Genomic DNA, 6,000 nt, shown 5'->3' on the forward strand with positions numbered 1-6,000 from the left:
GCGGGCCATCCGGCAATTCACCGAGTTTGAGGAGAAATGCGGTGAGAAAATTCGTTCGCGCTGCCGCAACGGCAGCACTGGCCACGGTGGCCCTGGCGGTCCCCATGACGACGGCGGCGTCGGCCACCCCGTCCCTTTCCGCGTCCGGCGCCTACCGGAGCGCCGGGCACGGCCAATGGGGCGGGGACCACGGCCGCTGGGGCGGGGACCACGGCCGTTGGGGCGGGGACCGCGGTCGCTGCGGGCCACGCCTGTGGGGGTACGGCAGGTGGGACGACCGCTGGGACCGCGGCCGGGGCCACGGCCACGGGCGCGGCTTCACCCACCAGCGGTACGACCGCTTCGGGTTCGACCGCTACCGGCTGGACCGGGACTGCGACTGCCGCTACTGAACCGGCCACCCGTGACGTGGGCCCCCGGGAAGGGGACTTTCCCGGGGGCCCACCCCTGTGCGCATTCCGTTCCGCCCGCCCGGCCGGTCGCTCAACTGCTGTAGACGGTGAGGACGGCGCCGCTGACCTCGATACGGCGTTCCTGGAGTTTCTCCCCGCAACGCAGTGCGGTCAGGCAACTGCGGAAGAGGGCGGTCTCCTCGGCCGTGAGGACGGCGGCCGCCAGATTCAGCAGTTCGTTCAGGGCGGCCGGAGTGAGGACCGCGGGGAGTTCGCCGGAAAGCAGGACCACCGGCTCTCCGGTCCGGTGGCGGACGACGGCGGTGGCGGTCGCCCCTTGAACGACAAGCACGTGCACCCCTCTCACCGGAGGCTTCGGGTCCGCGAACTCGTCCCGAGACTGGAGAGAATATCCCCGCGCTCGCCGCTCTTTGTCCGTTCTGGGTTGCTTCACCACCACACGCCCCGTCAGGCACGGCATGGGCATGGCCAAGCGAACGCCGGGTCCCGGTCAGCGGACGGCGGCAACGGCCAAATCAGCACCCTGCTGCACGAGACGGACCGGGCCATCCGCAGTAGACGGCGGGCGGCGATTGGCGTTGCGATGTTCCCTGCGCCGGCGTGCGCCCCGAAGGGTCAGCCGGACTCCGGACCGGCCTGCGACCGGGACTCCGCGGAGCTGCGGAGGAGGGATTCGACGAGGGCGGCGACGTGCCGGCGGTCGGCTTCGGAGAGCTGCTGCACGCTGGCGATGAGGGTGGCGACCTCGGGGTCGGTGGTCGCGCCGGCGCCGTCCTCGACGTACAGGTGGATGCCGCAGGCCTCGGCCGCGGCCCGGCGCACCGCGTCCAACGGCAGTTCCAGGCCGCGGGAGAGGCCCTCCAGCGTGGACTGCTGCGGCATCCGGGTCACCCGCGCGGTCGTCGCCAGGTGATGCACCGTCGACCGCGGGACACCACCACGCCGCGCCACCTCACCGTACGACCAGCCCCGCTGCTCCAGCCGGCGCTTGATCAGTTCCTGCAGTGCGTTCACCACGGGATGGATTCTTCCTGCTAGCACGTCGGTTGACCCGTCCGAGTGAGATCGAGTCTACAGCGGTGCCACCCGCCCGACCCGGACCCGCACCCCCTCACCTGCACCTTCGCCCAGGCCTGCCAGGCCGGCCGGACCGAACTGCCGCGAAGTGCTTGCCGCGGGGCGGGCCAGGGGCTAGCGTCCAATGTCATCAGACGTCTCGTCCAATGACTATGGACGACGCGGCGCGGACCCGCCTCCGCCCAACCGCCCCACCGGGCTCGCCCGCGAAGGCGGTCCGCCACCCGGAATCCCGACGGCGATTCCGCGCTTCCCCGGGCGGTTTTCTCCGGCGTCGCCAAAACTGCCCTCCCTCCTCCGAAACCCGTACCTTCAACGCTCCGGGGCGCGGTGCGTCACGCCCGGCGGCGGTCACGTCGGACGGAATCTAGAGGTGATCAACGCCCCCGAAACGCAGTTGCCCAAAACTGGCCGCTTTTGCCCCATCCGATCAAGTGATTCAACGTCATGGGCTTTGCTCTCCGCACATGCCGACAGCAGATATATGCATCCTTCGCCGGCTCTCCCCGGCCGGACGCCGTCCGCACGCTGATCACTTGCCGCAGAACCCGGGAGTGGTATGTGCGACGAATTCTGCGGGCCCGCCCTCGCGGCATGGCTCGCTCGAGGGGCCGACGGGCCGCGGCGCCACCTCGAGGAGTGGGCGCGCGCCAGGAACAGGGTGACGCTGCTGCCGGCCGGCCACCGCTGGGACGCCGTCAGGATTCCCGAACGGCCGGGCCACGACGTCCTCGCCCGGCTCCAGGACGGCACCGCGCCCGTCGGGCCGGTCATGTGGGACCGGCGCTGCGGCCACCTGTACTTCCTCGTGCCGCCGCTCGCGGGGGACGTCTGGTCCCCGCTCGGGCTGCGCCTGCTCACCCGGGGAGCGTGGCTCGCCGCGGCCGACCCGCGGCGGCCGGCCCAGCACCCGGCCCTGTGGATCTGCTCCAGGGGCGGCGTCCGGCTCACCCCGCCGGCATGTCTCTACATCGCCTGCCTGGAGGCGCTGACCGCCGGCGCCCGCTTCCTGCCGCGCGTCGCCGCGCCCCTGTGAGACGCCTGCGTCCCGTTCACGCCCGCAGCGCCCGCCCGGCGCGTACGGCACGCACGACGCTCACGGCGCGTACCGCACGTGCGCCGCGCACCATCCGGCGCACGGCGGGATGACGGCGCAGGGCCTCGGCACGGACCGGGCTGCCCCCGGGCAGCCGCAGGCTGGTGAGCCGGCGCCGCTTGAAGTACCGCGCGTGGTCCGGCAGATGACGGCGAAGCCATTCCTCGGCCTCCGGGCGCAGCGCCGGGTGCAGACGCGCCTGCATGCAGTAGCCCACGGTCCGCAGCAGCGGGGCCAGGGTCGCCTCCACCGCCTCCCCGGTGAGGGCCGGGGGCCGGCCGACGAGTGCGGTGTCCCGCTCCAGGTCGGGGAGGGCGGCGTCGACGAGGGTGAGCGGGACCCGGTCGGCGTTCTCGTACGGGGCGATCCGGTCCAGCAGCGGCCCGGTGCCGACGCGGGCGGCGGGGATGCCGTGCAGGGCCGCGGCGGTGACCAGGGCGGCGGAGGAGCACCCGACGACCAGCGCGGGACGGAACCGCGCCAGGAGGACCTCGGCCGCGACGGGGCCGTCCAGCACGGCCAGTTCCACACCGAGCCCGGCGGCGGCCTTGCCCAGCGCGTGCGTCAGGTCCTCGGGCGCGCCGGGGCCGGGGGCGTACAGCAGCGAGGTGTGTCCGGCCGCCACCGCGCCGCGGAGCATCCGCGCGTGCAGCCCGGCCTCCTCCCGCTCGTCGACGAGGCCGCTCGCGGTCAGGTGCTCGCCGAGCAGGAGCGCGGTGTGCCGCCCGGGAACCGGCGGGACGAGGTCGGCCATCCCCTCCAGCGTGCGCAGCAGGACGTCCCGGGGGACGGCCACGGGCTCCACCGCGTGCTCGGCGAGCAGCAACGGGCGCAGCCCCGGCAGCAGGTCGACGTGGAGCAGCCGCACGATGCGGCAACTCAGGCCCGCGGGAAGCCGGTCGGCGGTCGGGCCGTAGCCCCTCGGACCCGGGTCGTACACATGGACCGGGCTCTCGGCGAAGACCTCGGCGACCGAGCGGGCCGGCGGGGCGTCCGGCGCCTCGCAGACGATCTCCACGGGTCCGTCGCCCAGGTCCCAGGCGAGCCGTAGCGCCCGCTCCCACAGGGTCAGGTCCTCCTCGCGGGGTGCCCAGTCCGCCGGGTGGTGCGGGGCGATGGTGGCGTTCCAGGAACGCACGGCGTCGAACTCCGGACGCAGGGCCGCGAAGCCCGGCGTACGGTCGAGGGGCGTGGCGAGCTCGGGGACGGCCGAGACGTCGCTCACCACGAGGAGGCGGCGGCGCCCCCCACGGGGTCCGAACAACCCCGCCCGGATGGCCGCCGTGACGGTCGCCGCCGCGTAGGGGGTGGCGGCGAAGAAGATCTGGGTCATCCACTCGTCCTTCGTGTCACCGCGCGCCCGGCGCGGCTTCCGGTCCGGGGCGCGGCGCTGCCGCTCGTGCATCAGCATCACGGACCGGTTCCTCCCGGTCCAAGCCAGGACGCCGGATATCACCGGTCCGAGTGAGCGGCGGCCCGGATCCGGCCCGGAAGGGTCCGCGGAAAGAACGTCCGCCGACGTGTCGATCCGCGCGCCGCCCGTTCGACGCGTAGGCAGGAGCGGGGAAGGATCCCGCCGTCGCACGAAGAAGGAGAACGCCATGCGTTTCATGTCCCTGATCCGGATCAACGAGGACAACGTCCCCGAGGGCGGCCCCGACGAGCGGCTGATGGAGGAGATGGGCCGGCTCATCGAGGAGATGTCCAAGGCCGGTGTGCTGCTGGACACGGCGGGTCTGCGGCCCACCTCCGAGGGGACGCGGCTGCACTGGGACCACGGGAAGCTGTCGGTGATCGACGGGCCCTTCACCGAGTCCAAGGAGTTCATCGGCGGCTACGCGATCGTCCAGGCGAAGTCGAAGGAGGAGGCCGTGGAGTGGACCAAGCGCTTCCTGCAGATCCACGGCGACGCCTGGGAGATCACCTGCGAGCTGCGGCAGGTCGAGGAGGCCCCGGAGCTCTCCTGAGCGCCGCGGCCGGCCGCCGGTTGCCCTCCCCGGGAGGTGCTGCTGTGATGGGTGGCTGTGACGGCCTCGGCTCCAGGTACCGATGACGCCCGCCGCGCGATCGAGGCGGTGTGGCGGATCGAGTCGGCCCGGGTGATCGCCGGTGTCGCGCGGATCGTGCGCGACATCGGCGTCGCCGAGGAACTCGCCCAGGACGCCCTGGTCGCGGCCCTGGAGCAGTGGCCGGGGGACGGTGTCCCGGACAACCCCGGCGCCTGGCTGACGGCCACGGCGAAGCACCGCGCGATCGACCTCGTCCGCCGCCGGGAGGTCTTCGCCCGCAAGCTCCAGGAGCTGGGCCACTCCCTGGAGGGCGGCCTCGCGTACGAGCCGGACTTCGCGGCGGCGGAGGCGTCCGCCGACGGCGACATCGAGGACGACCTGCTGCGGCTGGTCTTCACCGCCTGCCACCCGGTGCTGTCCACCGAGGCCCGCGTGGCGCTCACGCTGCGGCTGCTCGGCGGTCTGACGACCGCGGAGATCGCCCGCGCCTACCTGGTGCCGGAGGCGACCGTCGCCCAGCGCGTCGTCCGGGCGAAGCGGACGCTGGCGAAGGCGGACGTGCCCTTCGAGCAGCCGCACGGGCCCGAGCGGGTCGAACGGCTCTCCTCCGTCCTGGAGGTCATCTACCTGGTCTTCAACGAGGGCTACTCGGCGACCACGGGCGACGACTGGATGCGCCCCGCGCTGTGCGAGGACGCGCTGCGCCTGGCCAGGGTGCTGGCGGGGCTGATGCCCATGGAGCCGGAGGCGCACGGACTGGCCGCGCTGCTGGAGATCCAGGCGTCGCGCGCGGCGGCCCGCACCGGCCCGGACGGGCAGCCGGTCCTGCTCGCCGACCAGGACCGGCGGCGCTGGGACCAGTTGCTGATCCGGCGCGGCTTCGCGGCCCTGGCCCGCGCCGAGGCGGCGGGCGGCCCGCCGGGCCCGTACACGCTGCAGGCCGCCATCGCCGCCTGCCACGCCCGCGCGCCGCACGCGCGGGACACGGACTGGCCGCGGATCGCGGAGCTCTACGCCGCCCTGGCCCGGCGCACGCCCACCCCGGTGGTGGAGCTCAACCGGGCGGTCGCCGTCACCATGGCGTACGGGCCGGAGGAGGGGCTCGCGCTCGTGGACCGGCTCACCGGCGAGCCGTCGCTGCGCGGCTACCACCTGCTGCCGAGCGTCCGCGGTGACCTGCTGGAACGGCTCGGCCGGCACGCCGAGGCGCGTGAGGAGTTCCTGCGCGCCGCCACCCTGACCCGCAACGAGCGCGAACGCGCCCTGCTGGTGGAACGCGCCGCAAGGGCGAGCCTGGCGGCCGGGGACGGCTAGCTGTATTGACCCGCAGCGTTGTTGACGCGGCTGATCGGGGGCTTGCCTCCGAGTGCGGTGTGGCAGCGGTGGTGGTTGTAGGTGTGGAGGA

The 6,000-nt window shown here is 73.7% G+C and carries 7 protein-coding genes; 4 read left to right on the forward strand and 3 right to left on the reverse strand.

Annotated features, from left to right (window positions below; all coding sequences use genetic code 11):
• Positions 1-41 precede the first annotated feature (41 nt).
• A complete protein-coding gene (locus ACZ7MY_RS17545) occupies positions 42-392 on the forward strand; it encodes a hypothetical protein (RefSeq protein WP_499602724.1) in 351 nt (116 codons plus the stop codon).
• A gap of 91 nt (positions 393-483) precedes the next feature.
• On the opposite strand, the gene ACZ7MY_RS17550 is transcribed toward ACZ7MY_RS17545, so the two are convergent.
• Together ACZ7MY_RS17550 and ACZ7MY_RS17555 are read right to left on the reverse strand one after the other, a co-directional pair.
• Positions 484-744, reverse strand: a complete 261-nt coding sequence (locus ACZ7MY_RS17550) for a hypothetical protein (protein WP_499602723.1) — start codon at positions 742-744, stop codon at positions 484-486.
• Positions 745-1,028: 284 nt separating this feature from the next.
• Positions 1,029-1,430, reverse strand: a complete 402-nt coding sequence (locus ACZ7MY_RS17555; RefSeq protein WP_499602726.1) for a helix-turn-helix domain-containing protein — start codon at positions 1,428-1,430, stop codon at positions 1,029-1,031.
• 619 nt (positions 1,431-2,049) lie between these two features.
• Here ACZ7MY_RS17555 and ACZ7MY_RS17560 point away from each other — a divergent pair.
• Entirely contained in the window at positions 2,050-2,526 is a 477-nt protein-coding gene (locus ACZ7MY_RS17560) for a hypothetical protein (protein ID WP_499602728.1), read from the forward strand.
• Positions 2,527-2,542: 16 nt separating this feature from the next.
• Here ACZ7MY_RS17560 and ACZ7MY_RS17565 read toward each other — a convergent pair whose 3' ends face one another.
• Entirely contained in the window at positions 2,543-3,919 is a 1,377-nt protein-coding gene (locus tag ACZ7MY_RS17565) for a polysialyltransferase family glycosyltransferase (protein ID WP_499602764.1), read from the reverse strand.
• Positions 3,920-4,187: 268 nt separating this feature from the next.
• Between ACZ7MY_RS17565 and ACZ7MY_RS17570 the strand changes: the two genes are divergently transcribed.
• Together ACZ7MY_RS17570 and ACZ7MY_RS17575 are read left to right on the forward strand one after the other, a co-directional pair.
• Entirely contained in the window at positions 4,188-4,553 is a 366-nt protein-coding gene (locus tag ACZ7MY_RS17570; RefSeq protein WP_499602729.1) for a YciI family protein, read from the forward strand.
• Between the two features lie 51 nt (positions 4,554-4,604).
• Positions 4,605-5,909, forward strand: coding sequence for an RNA polymerase sigma factor (locus ACZ7MY_RS17575; protein WP_499602730.1), 1,305 nt, complete (start codon positions 4,605-4,607; stop codon positions 5,907-5,909).
• Positions 5,910-6,000 lie beyond the last annotated feature (91 nt).

This window comes from Streptomyces sp. NPDC111520, assembly GCF_055635295.1.